This window comes from Halomonas sp. SIMBA_159 (genome assembly GCF_046536035.1).
Lineage (GTDB): Bacteria > Pseudomonadota > Gammaproteobacteria > Pseudomonadales > Halomonadaceae > Vreelandella > Vreelandella venusta_A.
Genome location: NZ_JAWJBT010000145.1, coordinates 1 through 389, shown reverse-complemented (window position 1 = coordinate 389; position 389 = coordinate 1). Strand labels below are relative to the sequence as shown.

The following is a 389-nucleotide window of genomic DNA, read 5'->3' as shown; positions in this document are numbered from 1 at the left end:
GAGCTGGGTTTAGAACGTCGTGAGACAGTTCGGTCCCTATCTGCCGTGGGTGTAGGATACTTGAGAGGAGTTGCCCCTAGTACGAGAGGACCGGGGTGAACGAACCACTGGTGGACCAGTTATCGTGCCAACGGTAGTGCTGGGTAGCTATGTTCGGAAAGGATAACCGCTGAGGGCATCTAAGCGGGAAGCCCCCCTCAAAACAAGGTATCCCTGAGGGCCGTGGAAGACCACCACGTCAATAGGCCGGAGATGTAAGTGCAGCAATGCATTCAGTTGACCGGTACTAATCGCCCGATTGGCTTGATCTGATCCAGTAAAAGACAGCCACACCAAAAACGCATACACAAAACTTGGACAACTCGTTGACCTCCTAAAAAGGTCAAAAC

At 52.2% G+C, this 389-nt stretch carries 1 rRNA gene; it reads left to right on the top strand.

Annotation, left to right across the window (positions count from 1 at the left end):
* A 23S ribosomal RNA gene (locus R0J87_RS18740) occupies positions 1–311 on the top strand; the annotation flags it as partial.
* Positions 312–389: the final 78 nt, after the last annotated feature.